The following is a 17164-nucleotide window of genomic DNA, read 5'->3' as shown; positions in this document are numbered from 1 at the left end:
CGTGTTTTCGGATGAATGCCAGACCACGCCGCGCAAGCAGGGGCAAGCATTGCAACGTTTTCGACACGCGCTTTCTTCCAATTCTCTTGAAGCAGTGCGCTCTTCCGCCCCGCGGTCTTTCTAACCAATGGCTTGCAGCCCTTCCAAAACGAGCACGGGCCGCAGTTCGTGATCGCTGCGGTCCAAATCCACAATGAGCTTAAGAGACCAATCATTCAGCTCGTCCGCGTCCACGATGACTTGTTCGACCTGCCACTTGCGGGTTTCGTTGTCATCGATTCGCAGGTGCTTCGCGGCACGTGCCTCGGGATCGAGCCGGATGCGCCCGTGATCCGCGAAATAATCATCGAGCAAGGCTTCGATCCTCGCCGTGGTCCAAGGGCTGCCGGCGGAATCGTTCGGTTCGACCTGTGAAAGGATTGCCGCGGTGTTTTCTTCGGCGAAGCCCTTGATCAAAGTGAAGACCGCATTTCTCAGGGCACGTGTCAGCGCCGGACGATTCCGGGTGTAGGGCACCTTCCTGCGCTCCTCGATCGGCTTCTCCGCCTCCGGGACATACTCCGGGTTCTTCAGCTTCTCCCATTCATCGAGCAAGCTGGAGTCCACGCTCCGGAGAATGTCCTCAAGGTATTCCTCCGCTTCGACCAACTCCTCGGTCTTCGCCATCGGCGGCACCGTTTGGGAGAGCACCTTGTAGACTTCGGAGAGATGGCGAAGCAGGACGGCCTCGCTCTTCTCCAAGCCGTAGGTCTTCACATAGTCCTCGAATGACTGCCAGTGCTCGAACATCTCGCGGGCGATCGACTTCGGGCGCACCGCTGCTTCCTTCATCCATGGCCGCTCGGCCACGAAGGCGTTGTAGGTATCGTAGATGAAATCCTTGCCGGGCTTGGGCCACGCCACTTCTTCCAAGCGCTCCATGCGTTCTTCGTAGGAGACGCCATCGTCCTTTAGCTGGGCGATCAGTTCCCCCTTCAAGAGATCGACTTGGCGGCGCAGGACGACCTCTGGATTTTCCAGGATCGATTCCACCAAGGACATCACGTTCAGCGCGTAGTCGGGGGACTCGCGGTCGAGCTTCGGAATCGCATCGAGCAGATAGAGCCCGAGCGCCTGGTTCATCGAAAAATCTTCCTGCAGCTCCACATTGAGAGCGACCTTCGCCGGTCCGCGGCGATCCGTGGGCGGGATGATGCGGAGGATGTTTCCTTCCACCATCCCGCGGAAAATTTGGAAGGCGCGTTTCTTGTGCGCCTTCTTCTTCGCGGGAGGTTCGTGGCTGTCCTTGATGATCTTGCGCAGGGCCTCGCAGCCATCCTCATGCGTGCGGCTGAGCACATTGAGGAGCATCGAGTGCTGCACCTGGAAGCTGGAGACGAGTTTTTCGGGCGGCGCATCGATCAAACGGCGATAGCCTTTCTCGTCCCAATTCACGAAGCCCTTCTCCGGTGGCTTGCGCTTTACGAAGCTCTTCTTGCCTGAGGATGCAGCCTTCTTCTCCAGCCGCAGATTTTCGATCACGTGCTCCGGCGCCTGTGCAACTACGGTGCCGCTGGTGTCGAAGCCGCGGCGACCGGCTCGTCCGGCGATCTGCTTGAAATCGCGGACCGCGAGTGTCTTCGTGCTGCTACCGTCGAACTTGAAGAGCTGCGTGAAAAGGACGGTACGGATCGGGACATTCACGCCCACGCCCAGCGTGTCGGTGCCGCAGATCACCTTGAGCAGGCCGCGCTGGGTGAGCTTCTCGACGAGGATCCGATACTTCGGCAGCAAGCCGGCATGGTGGATGCCGATCCCGTGGCGCAGCAATTTGGAGACTTCCTTGCCGTAGGGGCTGCGGAAGTTCGCGTCGTGCAGCAACTCCGCGATGTGCTGCTTCTCCTCCTTCGTGCAGAAGTTGGAGCTCATCAGGTTCTGCGCGGTCTGTGCGCAGGCGAGCTGGGTGAAATGGACCAGATAGATGGGAGCCTTCCCGTCTTCCACCAGCTCCGCGACCTTCTCTTCCAATGGTGTCTCGCTGTAGAGAAACTCCAGCGGCACCGGGCGCTGCTCGGACTTTACCAGAGTGGTCGGGGCCCCCGTGAGCTTGGTGAGGGTCTCCTCGAAGAAAGCTGTCTCGCCGATGGTGGCAGACATCAGGAGAAATCGAGCCTGTGGCAAGGTGAGCAGGGGAACCTGCCAGGCGAAACCACGCGATTGGTCCGAGTAATAATGGAACTCGTCCATGATCACATCGTCCACCTGGGCCTGTGACCCTTCTCTCAGGGCCAGATTGGCGAGGATCTCCGCCGTGCAACAGATCACCGGCGCGCCCGGGTTCACCGTGGCATCGCCCGTGATCATGCCGACTTTTTCCGGGCCGAAGACGTGGCAGAGCGAGAGGAATTTCTCGTTCGCCAACGCCTTGATCGGCACGGTGTAGTAGGACCGGCGGTTCTGGCAGATGGCACGGAAGTGCATCGCCAAGGCCACCAAGGATTTCCCCGAACCGGTCGGGGTGTTGAGGATCACGTTGTTCCCCGCGAAGAGCTCGAGGATGGCCTGTTCCTGGTGATCATACGGCTCGACTTCGGTCTCGATCAGATAGTCGAGGAAGACGCTGAGGATCTCGTCGTTAGAGGTCGGATTGGAGAGCTTCGCGGGGTCGAGCAGGATCATCGGCAGCTTGCGGGAAAACCGGAAAACGGAAGCAACCGCGGATCAATGTGCCTCGGACAGCGCGGAGTTCAGCTCGGCGCGGGCTTCGGCCGGGGTGTCCCCGCGGTAGATCGAGTTCACATAACCATTGTTTCCGCGGTCGAATTCCACGATTGCGATCAGGCAGGCCTTGCCGTCGGAAAACTTGGCGAGACGCTCCACCACATAGAAGGGGCCCGGGAATTGGGTGGTCGCGCTGAGGCTGCGGATCGTGTCCACCTTCGGCTGGGAGGTCCAGGAAACGAAACCAGCCATCGCCGGCTCGATTTCCTTATACTCCTTCTTCAGACCCGGGCTTTGTTGCACCGGCGACATCAGCGGCCAGTAAACGCTGTCCTGACCGTCCTTCAGCCCTTCAAAGAAGCGAGCCGCGATCTGGCTGGACTCGGCTTCCAAGCCGGAATCCCGCACCTGACCGGAAGGTTCGTGTCCGGGAAGGGTGCAACTGCCGAGCAGGAGACCGAGGGAGAGAAGGGGGATCAGAAATGGCGTTTTCATTGCTTGGCGCGGGAAGATGGAGAGAAAGTTGGAGCTTGGGAAGTCCCGGAATCAGGGCAGCAGGGCGTCTGGCACTGCCTGCCACCTCCTAAAAGCCGCCCGGCTCCGAACCTGTCTCCAATCCCATCAGCATACGCGACGGCGGTCCTGTTCGGGGCCGCCGCGATAGAACGAGGCCACCCCGGGGGGACGAGAGTCCTCCCGGGGTCGGCTTTTTTTGGAGTGGCCTGAGACCAGGGACCAAGGACCTGAAGTGATGTCCCTGGTCGCTGATCTCAGGCTTCTTCCGGGGTCTTACTTGTCTGGAGCCAAGCCGCCATCGGTCATGCCTTCCATGAGTTGCAGGGCTCCGCCGATCATTTTCCGACCGGCGCTGATCTGCTTTTCGACCTGTTCCAAGCTCGACGGCTCGTCTTTCTTCTCGGACTTCTGCCCCTTCCGTTCCGACGCGAGCTGGCGGACGAGTTCGGCCTGCTGTTCATCGAGGACCTTTACCAGTTCATCGACGAAGATCTCGTCATCGAGGGGATTGTCTTCGACGTCCCCGTTCAGGGAGAAATCGAGTTCTTCCTCCGGCAGTTCCAGAGAGGCAAGGACGCTTTCGTAGTCCGGCTGGCTGAGTTCACCGCGGGTCACGGCGTCCTGAGCGAGAAGATATTCCATGAACTTGGAAGGATCCTTCTTCAGGGTGGAGATCATTCCCTCCATCTTCTGGTGCTCCCGCTTCTGGGCATCCGCTTGAAGCGCGGCGAGCTTCTGTTGTTGTTCCCCGGTCAGGGCGAGTTGTCCGGTGTGATCCCCGAAGATGACCTCGGGCTCCTCCGCCATCTCTTCGCCGAGGTCCATCTTGTGGGCCATGTTCATGACGGTAACGACGTCTTCCAGGAGGCCGACGAACTCGCCGTAGACGTGGGCGGAGAGCTTGGTACGAGAGTCGCCGTATTTGGTGGCGAGGCGTTCGGTTTCCGGATCGGACTTGCCAGCCTTGGCCCGTGGCGATGCGGAGGAAGGACCGGAGCGGGCGGCGGATTTTTCCGAAGGTGTCAGCGAGGCGCTTTGGGCAGCGGCTTGTTTGTTGTCGCCGAGCTTCGGGATGGTGACGGCAGTCACTCCGGCGAGAAGCAGGAGGGAAGCCCCGGCAATGGTTGCTTTATGGGTCATGAGAGCGATCAAGGTTGAGGTTTGGACAGTGGCGAGGGTGGCAGAGGAAAGGGCGGTGGAGGAAATCGAGGAGGAAAGCCCGGCCGGGGCAGGGGTGATCGCGTGGGCCGGGAGCACGGTGGCCAAGGCGGCGGAACTGGTAGCGATGCCGCGTTTCGCCAGCAGGCTGCGCAAGCGGTCGAGCGCGCGGTCAAGGCGCTTGCGGGTGGCATCCTCGGAAAGGCCAAGTGCGGCACCGATCGCGCCATGGGAGCGCTTTTCGTAGAAACGCATCACCACGGCGCGGCGGTCGATTTCCGGGAGCTCGTCGATGAGGGCATCGATCACCGGTTCGAGGCGTGACCAATCGGGGGCGGGTTCGGAGTTCATCACGGGCGAGGTGGAGTGGGCGATTTCGCGCTGCTTGCGGGCTTGCTCGGAGCGGACGAGATCGATCGCTAGGGACCGGGTGGTGCGGTGAAACCAAGCTGCGAGAGGGAGCGAGTCGGGAATCGACTTCGGCCGGGCGGCGAGCTTGCTAAAGACCTGCTGGGAGACGTCGCGGGCCAGATCCGGATTTCCCGTCACGCGGCTGGCCACGCTGTAGACGAGGTCGCAGTGCCGATCCACGAGGCGCCGGAATGCTTGCTCCGAACGGTTGTTCGCGAATTCGCGGATGAGATCGTGGTCATTCATGCCCTTTGTCTCCTATTCGGGATCCATTCCGGAAAGCGGACAAGAAATCAGAAGATTTTTTGGGGGCTTCAGATGAGAACGGATTTTCGTGGTGCGACGGTCCGCTTTCCCGGGGGGGCGGACGGGAGCCTGTTATGCCTGTTAAAACAGGGAAAATAACAGGCGATCCGGGGAGGATGAGGCGGCCGGGATGGGAAGGGAACAGAGAGGAAAGCGACATGGCGGGACTCTGCCAGAGCGAGGTCTCTTCCCGGATCTATTCCAGTGGTCCCCGCCGGAAGTTTTTGGAGGGGAAGCGAGGTCAGTGATCAAGGCCGCTCCTGTGAGAGGGCTTACTGATGCGGTAGCGCCAAGGACTGTCTTTCAACCTCGGGGCATCAGGGGACGAACCACGCAGCTGCCGAAAGGCGGAACTACATGCCAAGCCCGAAGAGTGAAGCGCTGGGGCGCGCTTCGTTTTGCCGGAGGGCTCTCCTTACTTGAAGATTTGGACGGCCAGCGCGCCGATGACGTAGGCGACGGAGAGTCCCTTCTCGACTTTGTCCCAGGAGTTCTCCTGCTCGGGCTCCAGGCTTCCGGACATGGACACGGCGGCTTCGATGGCACCGCCCGAGGCGTAGAGTTGCTTTGCTTTTTGTGCCTCGCGCTGCTGGTGGATGTGTTTGCCGCCGGCGCGCCACCATTCCATGAGGCGGCGTAGTTCGCTGCCTTCCACCCATACGCCGTGTTTGCCACAGCGGTCGAGGATGACGCCGCTCTGGCCGCCGAAGTTCAAGTGGCTCATGCGCTCCGCGCACATCGGACACTTGCGGTAAATCACGCGGTGCCCGCTGCCGAAGTCGGCGACGATCCGGGTCAACTGTGCGGTATCGATCCAGACCAGCGGGTTGGTCTGCGATTCCAAAAGGGCCTCGATCTCGCCCGGATTGAAGAACATGCCGAGGCACTTGTTGCAGCGCTCGACCTTCAGCTTTGGCTCGCTGTCGAACTCGATCACATCAAGCGGGATCTCACACTGCGGGCAGGGCATGGAGGCATCCGTGCCGAGATCGCGGAAATGGATCTGCCGGAGGTTTACGTCCTGCCTCACCCCGCAAAACGGGCAGAAGGTCATCGTTCCTTCCAGACGTCCGCCGCAGCTTGTGCACTTCACTCCAGCGTTTTCCCGGACTTCAGGCGTCTGGTCAATTCCAGCCGGGGCCTTGTTTTGGAGTGGCGGGCGTGAACCTTAATCGCGATCCGCGACGAAGAGGGTGTGAGTGAAGCGCTTCGCCTGCGGGTAGGCCTTGGCAGATACGCACTCGACGCGTTTGAAGACGCGGTCGAGCGAGCGGGCGAATTGCTCATCGCGATTGGCGGACCAGAAAACCACGCGGCCCTTCGGGTGCAGGGCTTCACGGATGCGGGTGATGCCGCCGCGATGGTAGAGGCGGGCATTTCCGCTCTGGACGAGAGGATCGGGGCTGTTGTCCACATCCAGGAGGATGGCGTGGTAGCGGGACTTGCCGCCCAGGAGTTCGTGGACGTCTCCCTGGTGAATCCGGACGCGTGGATCATCGAGAAGGCGACCGTTCACGTGCTGGAGGAATTCGCGATTCCACGCGACAACTTCCGGGAGGAGTTCGGCGACTTCGACCGTCGCGTCGGGTGGGGTCAATTCGAGCACCCGCCGCAGGGTGAAGCCGAAGCCCAGTCCGCCGATCAACACGCGGGGCTTTGGGGGCAGTGAGGCGCACGCGAGCTCCGCCATGGTCTGCTCCGAGGCGGCGGCGGTGGTGCTCATCAACTGCACCCCGCCGATGGTCAGGAAGTGCTGGCCGTCGTGTTCGTGCAAGACCATGGGAGCGCCCTCCGGCGTGCGGCAACTGGCCAGAGTGCGCGTGATTTTCATCCGCGGCAGGTATTGCCGGGAGAGAGCGTGGTGTCGAACCAAACGGTCGTGTGACGAAACGAATCGCCGGATGCCGGGACTTGCTTTCTCTAACGATTCCGGGACGCTACCGCTGCTCATGACGGCTTCCGGAAATCCTGCGCCGAGATTGCGCTCGCTCGATGCCTTGCGTGGTTTCGACATGCTGTGGATCGTGGGGCTTGCGGAGCTTGTTCATGCCCTGGCGAAGGTGCTGGGCTACGGCTGGCTCTTTTCCCTGTCCTTCCAGCTCGAGCATCCGCCGTGGGAAGGCCTGCGCGCCTACGATCTGATTTTCCCGCTGTTCATGTTCGCGTCGGGGATGTCGGTTCCTTACGCACTTTCTCCGAAGCTGGAGCGGGGCGAAACGAGATCGAAGCTGCTCTTGGGGGTTTGGCGGCGCGCGTTGCTGCTGGTGCTGCTCGGGATCATCTATAATGGCGGGCTGCAACTGGACTTCGGGAAACAGCGCTTCGCCAGCGTCCTGGGGCAGATCGGCTTGGCCTATGGGATTGCAGCCAGCATTTTCCTCTTCACCCGGACGTGGAAAGCCCGGGCCATTTGCTGCGGGTTGATTCTTGCGGGCATCGCCGCGCTGCAGCTTCTGTTTCCGGTGCCAGGTCACGGCGCGGGAGTGCTGACGCCGGACGGGATCGTGAATGCGTGGCTGGACCGCATGCTGTTGCCGGGCCGGCTCCATGGAGTGGTCTTTGATCCGGAAGGGATCCTCTGCGCGATTTCCGCTTCTGCGCTCACCTTGGGTGGTGTCATTGCGGGAGACTTCGTCAAAAGCTGGGCGGAACCCTCCCATACCGCTGCGAGCCGGTTGCTACTGGCCGGAGCGGCAATGCTTCTGGGCGGGTGGCTGTGCTGGAAGGCAGGCTATCCGCCGATCAAGTCTGCCTGGACCACGACTTTCAATCTGCTGGCGGGCGGGATCTGCACGTGGATTTTCGTGGTGTTTTACCTGCTGGTCGATTTCAGGCCGCAATCGAACTGGAGCTTCCCGCTGCAGGTGGTGGGGATGAATCCGCTGACCATTTACATGGCGGAGAAGGTGATTCCGTTTCCGGACATCTCGGAATTTTTCTTCGGGGGAATCGCGCGCTTGAGCGGGATCTGGGGAGAGGTGGTGATCATCCTGGGGATTATCCTGATCGAGTGGATCTTGCTGTGGTTCCTGTGGAAGAAGCGGGTGTTTTTGAGGGTTTGACTCGAACTTGAGGGGGGAAACGCGAGGGGAATACCGGTGGCTTACGCCGACCGGCTCATTTCGGGTGCACCTCCGATGCAGGAAAGGGTTTCGGACCGCTCCGGAGGAGCGTGAGGCGAGATCCCCCGAAGGTGGAGGAAGGGCTTGATAGGGCTGCACGGCAGCTGGAGAGAGCCCGCAGTCCAAGACCACTCTGTGGCTGGAGAAGGAGCTGTGCACAGCGGGGGAATCCCGGAGGGCGACTGGTCCCCGAACACTAGAGGGGGGAACCGTTCCAGTGTTCGGGGGCCGTTGTCCCTTGCTTAGGGGGCTGTGCAACTATCCCTTACGCCGACGACGATGGCCGATTTTGCCCCGTGTCACCATCACGTGATCGCGGAAAAGAAAGAGATGGACGCAGGATTGCAAAAAGCCAAGTAGGCCGATTTTGGGCGAATCGCGACTCGGCGTAAGAGAACTGCTTCAAAGAACGGGAGGTTGTTCTCTTCGAACCCTTACAGAGAGGCAGGGAATTCTTTCCCGACCGAGGGGCCGGGGAGGGAGGTGGTGCACAGCGGGGGGCCGCCTTGAGGAGGGTAGGTCCCCGAACACTAGAGGGGGGAACCGTTCCAGTGTTCGGGGGCCGTTGTCCCTTGCTAGGGGGCTGTGCAACTATCCCTTACGCCGACGATGATGGCCGATTTTGCCCCAATTGCCATTACGCGATCGCGTGAGGGCAGATGATCGAGGCCGCCGGGGGATAAGTCGCTCCCAGCGAGAGGGAGGCTCAGGACGCAAAGGCCTTAAAACAAAAGTCCCCGGACACTAGAGGGGGGAACCGTTCCAGTGTCCGGGGGCCCTTTTGGGGGCTGTGCAACTATCCCTTACGAGGAGAAGACTGTCCGATTTTGCCCCTGATGGCCAGAAGATAATTGTCCCAAGTAGGGAAAATAAAAACTCTAACACATGTCGTTCCGCTGAAAGATCGGGGTGGTATCGCCGTCGGGCGGCCTGAGCCCGGTGGGAAAGCGGGTCGCAGGAAAGCGTAGAGACCGGGTCCCCTTTCTGGGCGGGATGCCTTCACCCGCAGGAAATCTCGCGCTACTTCTCCGCCACGCTCATTTCTTCCAACTCCGTTCCACCCTTCCGGAGCACTCCGCTTTCGAGAATCCGGCAGCGGAGGCCGCCGCGGTTGAACATTACTTTCTCGGTGCCCTTTTTCCCGCAGGCTTCATCCATCCAGTAGCAGGGGGCGCACTTCTGGGTGCCCTCCAGCAAGGTGTCACCTAGGCGGAAAACTTTTCCGACCAGCTTGTTCAGATCCACCCCGGAGATGACGACATTCCGGCGGAAGGCCGAGGACTCCAGATCGGGATTTTGGGCGTGCTCACGCACCACGTCGATGGTGCTGAGGTCGATGAAGGTGACCTGGCCCTTGTAGTCCTCCTTCCAGCCGAAGAAGCGATCTCCGGGGATTCCTTTTCCGGCGACCAGTTCGACTGAATCGTGCTCCACAAAGGCATGCTCGCCCGGCTCCTGCCCGTGATGGCCGAAGTAATTGTGGCCGGGCGAAGTGAAGAGCTCGTGGACGACGACCTTCATGGTGGGCTTGTGAAATTTCGGATGGGCCGGGGCGAATTCAACCATGGGGGCGCACTTTCTTCAATGCTACCGCGCAGGCCTTGTAGTTCGGCTGGCGCGAGTGCGGATCGAAAGACGGATGGGTGAGGCGGTTGACCTCCGGGTAGTGCATTGGCAAGAAAAGCTGCCCCGGTTTCACCGTAGGCGCGAGGTAAACGAAGGCCTGCATTTCCCCGCGGCGGGAGCTCACCTGCACGGGATCGTGTTCCTTCAGGCCGAGGCGGGCAGCGTCCGCTGGATTGACCTCGATGTAGGCTTCCTGAGGGTAGAGCTTCCGCAGGATATCGGACTTCCCGGTGCGGCTCTGGGTGTGCCACTGGCTGCTGGTGCCCCGGCCGGTCAGCAGGAGGTAGGGGTAGGCGGAATCCGTGTCTTCTGGAAGCTCGGCCGGAGGGGAGAAGAGAAGCTTCGCCTTGCCACTAGGAGTATAGTAGATTCCGTCCGAAAAGAGGCGGCGCTCTTCTCCGGGGGCAGGGCGGTCCTCGCCGCGATCTGCGGGGAAGGGCCACTGGATCCCGCCCATGCGGTCGATCATCTCGTATCCCTCGATGCCGGTGATGTCGCAGGGGCGGTCCTTCGTCAGGTCCCGCAGCAAGCGGAAAGCAGCCTCCGGATCGGTCCACTTCGCGAACATCTCGCCGCAGCCCCATGCATTCGCGATCAGCCGCAGGATGCGGAAGTCGGAAAGAGCGATGCCGGGGGCTTGGCGCACTTTCTTGAGCGTGCCGATCCGCCGTTCGGAATTGATGAAGCAGCCGTCTTTCTCGCCCCAGCCTGCGGCTGGCAGGACGAGATCCGCGGCGCGGGCGCTCTCAGTGGAGTGGTACATGTCCTGCACCACCAGGAATTCCAGCTTCTCCCGGAGCGCTTCGAGGCGGCCGCTATCGATCCATGAGTGGAAGGGATTCGTGGCGATGATCCACAGTCCCTTGATCTTGCCTTCCTCGGCTGCGGCCAGGATCTGGTCGTAAGCCATCGAGGCTTCGGAAGGGATGCTCTCCACCGGGATGCCCAGTCCTGCGGCCACCTTTTCGCGGTGCTCCGCATAGGCGAACTCGTGGCCGCCGGTGAGGGATGTGGTATTGGAAAACAGCCGCGAGCCCATCGCGTTGCACTGGCCGGTGATCGAGTTTGCGCCGGTGCCGGGCTTGCCGATGTTTCCGGTGATAAGTGCCAGATTGATCATCGCCTGAGCGGTGCGCACGCCCTCGTAGGACTGGTTCACGCCCATGGTCCACCACCAGGAGACCCGCTTGCCCGGCTCGGAAACGGTGTGGGCGAGAGCTTCGATTTCCTCGACGCTCATACCGGTTCTTTCCGCGACTGCGGCGGGGGAGTAGTCCTGCAGGAAAGCGGCCAGTTCTTCGAATCCCTCGGTCCGCGCGATGGATTCCGCATCGGTCCGTCCATCCCGGATGATGCAGTGGGCCAAGGCGTAGAGCAGGGCCAAGTCGCCCTTCGGCTTCAAGGCGATGTGCTGGGTGGCTGCTTGTGCGGTCTCGGTCGCCCGCGGATCGATCACGATGATCTTCGGGTTCCGCTTATTCCTCATGACGCGCTGCCAGAGGATGGGGTGGGCGATGCAGAGATTGGATCCGATGAAGACCAAGACGTCGCTCTCTTCGAAATCGGCATAGGTGTAGGGCGGTGCATCGAAGCCGAAGGACTGCTTGTAGGCGGTCACCGCGGTGGCCATGCACTGGCGCGTATTCGCATCACCGTGGAGGAAGCCCATGCCGAATTTGAAGAGGCAGCCGAGGAGGGACATCTCCTCAAAGGGGATCTGTCCGGTCGAGAGGAAGGCCACGGCATCCCGCCCGTGCTGTTCCTTGATGGCCTTCATGCGGGTGGTGAAGGTTTCGAGCGCTTCCGCCCAGCTCACCGGCACCATCTTTCCGTCGGGATCGCGGAGCAAGGGCACGGTCGCCCGATCCGCCGAGTCGAGCGGATCGAGCGCCTGCCAGCCCTTCGGGCAGGCCATGCCCAGATTCACGGGGTAGCCAGCTTGGGGGCTTAGATTGATCGCGCGACCCTCCTCGTCGAGATGCAGCTTCAGTTGGCAGCCGGTGGCGCAGTAGCCGCAGATCGAGGTGGTCGTGAAGGCCGGTTTCAGGCGCTTTGGCACCTTGCCGAGACCGAATTGGCCGGGCTCCAGCACCAGATCCGCCGTCAGCGGACCGCTGTGCTGTTTCAAGAGTTTGGTAACAATGGACGGGAGCTGGGGCACTTTCTTCGGAAAAGCAGCTCGCGTGCGCGCTTTTCGGCAAGCACCCAGATGCCCCCGGCGGCGAAATCATCCACCACATGAAAGGGGCTCATCTTGCCTGATGGTGGCTCGTAAGATATTTATTTATAGTGATATTTGGTGGGTCTTTATGCGGTCTCCGGTCCGATTTTCGGGCATGGCCGGACACTCGCCGTAGGAGCGATCAAGAGATGCTTGAGCCCGCTCCGTGAGCCATGCGGGGTTCTTGGCAATGAGCCACATGCGATTCCGAGCAAGGGAATGCTTGATTTCGGCCGGTCCCTGACCAACGAAGCTTCAGCACGATGAGCGACGACGAAAGAGAATTCGGGCCGCAGCCCTTGATTGCGGTGATGGACCGGTGGCATCTGGAGAACCATGACCTCGTGGATGCGTCACTGGAGCAACTTACGCACAAGCAGGTTCAGAGGGCGCGAAACGGTCGGAAGCTCACCCTCAAGATGATGATGAAAGTGGCCCGCGCTCTCAACGTGGCGATCTGGAATCGCCTGAAAGCGGGCGAGAAGGAGCTGTTCGTCGAGTACCTCCACAAGGACATCTTCTCCTATTCGAAGGGCTACGACGCGGCTAAAGAAGATCCGAATAGCGGGATCCTTCCTGACTAGGCGTTGTCGAAGGGGTAGCTGGAAAATCAAATGCCCCGGCCCCGCGCGATGCGGTGCCGAGGCTTGAGAAGGGAGGCTGCGGCGGCTTCCCGAAAGGCCCCAGAGGATTTCGCTCCTCCGGGGCCGAATAGTGGCATCAGGGGATGTCCTGGATCCTGAAGAAACGGGATCCGGCGGTGATCGGGATGCGAGCACTGCCCGAACCATCCGCACCGGTGGATACGGGGCCGAGGTCTTGATCGAAGGTGAGGAGGCTGGAGGAACCAAGGAGTTGGTACGTGGTATTCGGGCTGCCCTTGAAGCTGAGCACGAGGTCGCTGCCATCCCGTGTGGCCGAGGAGATCTGGAGCGCAGCCGCCGGATCGACGGTGACCGTGATGCTTCCGGTGGATGTCCCGGAGTTGCTGGTGATCGTCACCGCGTAGGTCGTGGTCGTGCCGGGCGTCACCGTAAAGGTCGCGATGCCATTGACCGGGACCACGGTGCCGAGCCCGTCGATCGTGACAGAGGTTACATCCGGGCCTACGCGGACGACGAGCTGCACTTCAGTCCCGGCTGTGACGCGCTCGCTGGAACTGCCGGCGTGGATCAGGCCGCTGGTCCCATTCCACCAGGCACCGCGGTGCGTCGCCACGCGGGAATCTGCCAGGTTGCTATCGCCATTCGGGTCATCGAGCAGGTAGTCGTAGACCGCGACTTCATCGATGTCTCCGAGCCAGAAGTTCTGTGCGAGACCCTTATGGCTGCCGATGACCCATTTTCCATCGGTGGTTTCGATCAGTAGGGAAGGATCGACTCCCGATCCTGCGGGCTGGCCATCGATATACCAGCGCAGCTCCTGATGGAGCGCATCCACCACCAGGACAAGGTGCGCCCATCCATCGCGGTAGAGCGATTGCGCCGCGTAGGTGTTCTTTCCCGCGAGGAAGCTGAAGGCCCGGCCTTGATCCGTGGCGGCGAGGAGATTCCGCCCGGTGCCGTTCAAGTCCTGCTGGCCGATGATCGCGCGGGTATCGTTACCGCCGCCGACAGGGATGCGGCGACGCACGAGGGTCTCGATGGTGAAGCCGGGATCGCTGGTGGCAGGGTTGTAGGTGAAGTCGGTGAGGATACCGCCGCTGCCATCGAAGGTCGCGGCACCGTCCACGGTTCCCGTGGTGCCAAGTGCCACGCCGGCGGCGAAGGATCCGTCGTGCGGCTGGGCATTGATGGCTGAGTCTGCCACCAGCTTGGAACCCGTAGGGCCATTGAAGCGGTACCATGCCACCGGTTGCGAAGCGCGGATCTCGGTGGAGAAGGCGTTCTCCGTCGGCAAGGCTGTGGACCCGGTGGCGTTCCCGGCGCCGCTTGTCGCAGCGATACTGAACGTGGCGCTTTCATCGGCGGTGACATCCACGAAGCCGGTGATGTCGCTCGTCTGATGCAGTTGGTTGCCGCCACTCGAAATTACCACATCCACCGGGACGGGGATCTGGCCTTCCGAGACGCGCCAGTGGAGCCGCACTTGGCCGGTGCCCGGCAGGCGGGTGGCTTCGAAGCCTTCCACCGAAGGAGCGGTCGGCTGGGAGATGAAGGAGTAGCTATTCCAGAAAACCGCACGCTGCAGATCACCGGTGAAGGCACGCAGGCTGGCGACGCTGAAAGGCGAGCCGGTGGCGGTGGAGAATCCTCCGTGGGAACTGGGCGCTGGAGTGGCGACAGAAATCGTGTCGTTCCCGGACCAGTTACCGGGAGTTCCGGAAATGCGGATCGGGGTCGCGGTGACGGCGCCGCCCTGTGGTCTTACTGCGAGTTCCAAGGTGCCTAGATGATTCCAGGTGGCAGCAAAGGAGTAAGAAGTTCCGGCGTTCACGATACCCACCGGACTTTGAACCGCGATGATCGGCAGCGAGGTGTCATTGGTGGAGCTCGGGAGGGCGGCACCGCTAGAGGTTTGCTTCGAGATCAAGGTGGGAACTCCGTCCAACAACACGAGCGACACGCCATTCGAAGTGCCGCCAATTTCGGAGAGCAGCACGGTGCCGGTGAGGTCTGCCGCGGAGGGGGTAAAGACGACATTGAAGGTGAAGCCGCGGACATGATGGGTATCATCGAGCACCGGGATACCGGATTGGCCGCCCGCGGTTTCGCCATCGTTTGCCAGACCACGCACGTCACTATCGTAGAGAGCAGTGCCAGGATTGAGCGGTGAGATGAGCAAGGTGTTATCGCTTACCTTTACCGACGCATTGGCGGTCGTAGTGCCACCCGGTCCAGTGGCACTCACCTGATAAGTGGTGTTGGTGGCCGGTGTGATGGGCACGGTTACGGACCCATTGACGGGCGTGAAGGTTCCCAAGCCGTGATCGATGGTGATCGAAGTGATCTCGGGGCCGGTCTTTACCACCAGTTCGGTCGAGGTTCCGCCCGCGATGATCGGTTTGACGGCGCCGAAGTGAATGATGCCCGAGGTTTCGTTCCACCATGCATCGCGATGTGAGGCGATCAGGGAGTCGGTGCGGTTGCCATTGGCATCGGGGTCGTCGAGGAGGTAGTCGTAGACAGCGATCTCATCGAAGGCTCCCTTCCAGAAGTTGCCATTGGCTGCCTTACCCGCGCCGAAGTTCCAACTGCCGATCGCTTTTTCGAGAAGTACCACGGGATCGAAGGTTGTTCCATCCGGGTTCTGTCCGTCGGCGGTGGTGCCGATGTATTGGCCATCCAAGTACCAGCGCAATTCGGCATTGAAGGCATCGACTACCAAGGCGAGATGCGCCCATGCATTGGCCGGGAGCTTGGCATCGGCCTCGCGGCGAACCCCGGCACCGAGTTGGCTGAAGATGGTTCCATCTTCGGTGACGGTGAGTTGTACGCGGCCAACACCGTCGGCACCGTCTGCCTGGGAAACGATCGCGGGCGTCGCTGCGGAATTGCCGGGATGGCGGAGCACCACGGTCTCGATGGTGTAACCGGTTTCCGTGGTGGAGGGATCGATGATGAGGTCGCTCACCAGTGCGGTGGCGCCGTCCAGGGTCACGCCGCCATCGACGAAGCCGCTGGCCGCGCTGTTTCCGACACCGCGGGTGATGGCATCGTGGGGGGCGGCATTGTCCGCAGAATCCGCATAGAGCCCGCTGCCGCCCGGTTCTGTCAGGCGCAGCCATGCGATCGGGGCCGATTGCCGGACGCGGGTGCCATAGGCGGTGTCGGGCGCGACCGTGGAGTCAGCGTTGGCCGTTCCCACGATGTTGGTAGCGGCCAGATGAAAGGTGCCATTCCGGTCCGCCGGGACATCCACGAAACCGGATTCCGTCGTGGTCCGGTGAAGTTCGGTGGCACCGGTGGTGAAGACGAGTTCAGTCGCGATCGGCACGCCGGTATTAACGAGATTCCAGTGCAGGCGGACCTTGTTGCTGCCTGCCAGCCAAGTGCTGGAGAAGCCTGCGATCTCCGGTGCCACCGGTTCGAGGGATTCGATCGAGTACTCGTTCCAGAAAAGCGCGCGTTGGATGGTCCCGCTGAAACTCGTGAGGACGTTCACGCCGAAGGGGGCGATGCTACCGCTGGAGAGGGCTCCGCGTGAACCGGTAGTCGAGGGAATGGTGCCGACCGAGAGGGTATCGTTCCCAGACCAATTGTTCGGCGTGCCGATCAGCGTGAAAAGTGTGGTCACCGCGGTCCCGTTCTCCGGCTCCACGATCAGTTCGAGACTGCGGATGTGATTCCATGAGGCGGAGAAGGAATAGGTGGTGCCGGCCGTGAGTGCTCCGATCGGGCTTTGCACGGCGATAGCCGGCAAGGTGCTGTCCGCGAGCGAATCGGGTGAACCGGCGGCAGTTCCGTTTTGCTTGGAGATTACCGTGGGGACCCCGTTCACGAGGAATAGGCCGGCACCGTTGGACGTGCCGCCGAGCTCGATCAAGAGAACCGTGCCCGTGAGATCGGCCGCGGTAGGGGTGAAGGTGATATTGAAGGTGAAGCCATTGACGTGCTCCGTATCAGTCAGGGCGGTAAGCCCGGATTCGCTCCCTGCCGACCCGTTGTCGTTGACGAGGCCCTTGAGGTCGCTGTCGTACAAGGCTGTGCCTGCACCCAAAGAGGGCAGGATCCGACCTTCGCCCGGGGAGATGACGACGAAGGGCAGCAGAAGGAAGGGCAAGGTCCAAGAGACCGGGCCGCGAGAGTGAGAAGCGAAGGGCTTCATGGTTATAGTATATTGTTTTGTATGATTTAAAGGTCGTGCCGCCCTCTTGAGAGAGGGTGGGTGGCCTTTGCCGATGCTCCGGAAGCGCGCCCTCGAGAGAGGCGACTTACAGCCATGCGGGAATGATCGGGTCTCGAAACCGGTGCCGTTGTCGGCTCGACGGTTATTGCCTACCTCCCCATGCCGGAGTCGGAGACGTACGGGCGGTCCATGCCGTCCGTGGAATAGAACTGAGTAAAGTACTCAGGTTTGTAAAGATTGAAGTTGAAGCCGACAATCGGCCTCGAAATGGAGATCAGGCTCCAAAGGCAAACTCAAATGAGCCGCCGAGAGGTGC

The 17164-nt window shown here is 61.3% G+C and carries 10 protein-coding genes; 2 read left to right on the top strand and 8 right to left on the bottom strand.

Going from position 1 to position 17164, the window contains the following annotated elements; translation table 11 throughout:
• Window positions 1-120: 120 nt before the first annotated feature.
• The 5 genes from HHL09_RS05945 to HHL09_RS05925 form a co-directional block, all read right to left on the bottom strand.
• Window positions 121-2658, bottom strand: a complete 2538-nt coding sequence (locus HHL09_RS05945; protein WP_169453652.1) for a DEAD/DEAH box helicase — start codon at window positions 2656-2658, stop codon at window positions 121-123.
• Between the two features lie 42 nt (window positions 2659-2700).
• Window positions 2701-3195, bottom strand: coding sequence for a hypothetical protein (locus HHL09_RS05940; RefSeq protein ID WP_169453651.1), 495 nt, complete (start codon window positions 3193-3195; stop codon window positions 2701-2703).
• A gap of 294 nt (window positions 3196-3489) precedes the next feature.
• Window positions 3490-5031 carry an RNA polymerase sigma factor gene (locus HHL09_RS26645; protein ID WP_169453650.1) on the bottom strand — a complete coding sequence of 514 codons (1542 nt, stop codon included), beginning with the start codon at window positions 5029-5031 and terminating at the stop codon, window positions 3490-3492.
• A gap of 475 nt (window positions 5032-5506) precedes the next feature.
• Window positions 5507-6184: a TFIIB-type zinc ribbon-containing protein gene (locus HHL09_RS05930; RefSeq protein ID WP_169453649.1), complete on the bottom strand. Its 678-nt coding sequence runs from the start codon at window positions 6182-6184 to the stop codon at window positions 5507-5509.
• Between the two features lie 75 nt (window positions 6185-6259).
• Window positions 6260-6922, bottom strand: coding sequence for a spermine/spermidine synthase domain-containing protein (locus HHL09_RS05925; RefSeq protein ID WP_240963741.1), 663 nt, complete (start codon window positions 6920-6922; stop codon window positions 6260-6262).
• Between the two features lie 118 nt (window positions 6923-7040).
• Between HHL09_RS05925 and HHL09_RS05920 the strand changes: the two genes are divergently transcribed.
• The gene (locus HHL09_RS05920; protein ID WP_169453648.1) at window positions 7041-8153 is read left to right on the top strand and encodes an acyltransferase family protein; all 1113 of its coding nucleotides are present in this window, start codon (window positions 7041-7043) and stop codon (window positions 8151-8153) included.
• Window positions 8154-9233: 1080 nt separating this feature from the next.
• Here the strand turns inward: HHL09_RS05920 and HHL09_RS05915 are convergent.
• Together HHL09_RS05915 and HHL09_RS05910 are read right to left on the bottom strand one after the other, a co-directional pair.
• Window positions 9234-9734, bottom strand: a complete 501-nt coding sequence (locus tag HHL09_RS05915; RefSeq protein WP_169453647.1) for an MOSC domain-containing protein — start codon at window positions 9732-9734, stop codon at window positions 9234-9236.
• A 37-nt stretch (window positions 9735-9771) separates the two neighbouring features.
• Window positions 9772-11967: a molybdopterin oxidoreductase family protein gene (locus HHL09_RS05910; RefSeq protein ID WP_240963740.1), complete on the bottom strand. Its 2196-nt coding sequence runs from the start codon at window positions 11965-11967 to the stop codon at window positions 9772-9774.
• Window positions 11968-12323: 356 nt separating this feature from the next.
• Here HHL09_RS05910 and HHL09_RS05905 point away from each other — a divergent pair, with 356 nt between their 5' ends.
• On the top strand, window positions 12324-12644 hold the full coding sequence (locus HHL09_RS05905; protein ID WP_169453645.1) for a hypothetical protein: 321 nt from the start codon (window positions 12324-12326) through the stop codon (window positions 12642-12644).
• Between the two features lie 136 nt (window positions 12645-12780).
• Here HHL09_RS05905 and HHL09_RS05900 read toward each other — a convergent pair whose 3' ends face one another.
• Window positions 12781-16827, bottom strand: a complete 4047-nt coding sequence (locus HHL09_RS05900; RefSeq protein WP_169453644.1) for a LamG-like jellyroll fold domain-containing protein — start codon at window positions 16825-16827, stop codon at window positions 12781-12783.
• Window positions 16828-17164 lie beyond the last annotated feature (337 nt).

The organism is Luteolibacter luteus, assembly GCF_012913485.1.
GTDB classification, from domain to species: Bacteria; Verrucomicrobiota; Verrucomicrobiia; order Verrucomicrobiales; family Akkermansiaceae; genus Haloferula; species Haloferula lutea.
The sequence above is the reverse complement of the archived record's forward strand: the minus strand, read 5'-3'. Positions and strand labels throughout refer to the sequence as shown.